1 pseudogene is annotated in these 299 nt (G+C 65.2%); it reads right to left on the bottom strand.

Features of this window, described 5'->3' with window-relative positions:
- Window positions 1-250 (bottom strand): annotated as a pseudogene (locus TN53_RS43880) (arylsulfatase); the annotation flags it as partial.
- Between the last annotated feature and the right edge of the window lie 49 nt (window positions 251-299).

Genomic DNA, 299 nt, shown 5'->3' with positions numbered 1-299 from the left:
CGATGAGCACACCCTCGGCCGTCGTTCCTTCGGGCAGGTCGACGTGGGCCGTGATGCTGTGCGAGCGGTTCTTGACGTTGAGGGTGGTCTCCTCGGTGAACCGCCGCATTCCCGCGCGGTAGGTGATCGACGTCCGCTCGCCCATCAGATCGATACGGCCGGCCATGACGGGGTTCTCCCGCTCGGTGACCCGGTCGTCGAGCGGGAAGACCTGGTACTTCGCCGCCTCGATGAGGAACAGGTCCTGCAACTGCCGTAGTTTCTCAGGATGTCGGTCGGCGAGATCGCGGGCCTGACTC

Origin of the sequence: Streptomyces sp. WM6386 (genome assembly GCF_000972385.1) — a bacterium.
GTDB lineage: Bacteria > Actinomycetota > Actinomycetes > Streptomycetales > Streptomycetaceae > Streptomyces.
This window is presented reverse-complemented; position numbering and strand designations above follow the sequence as displayed.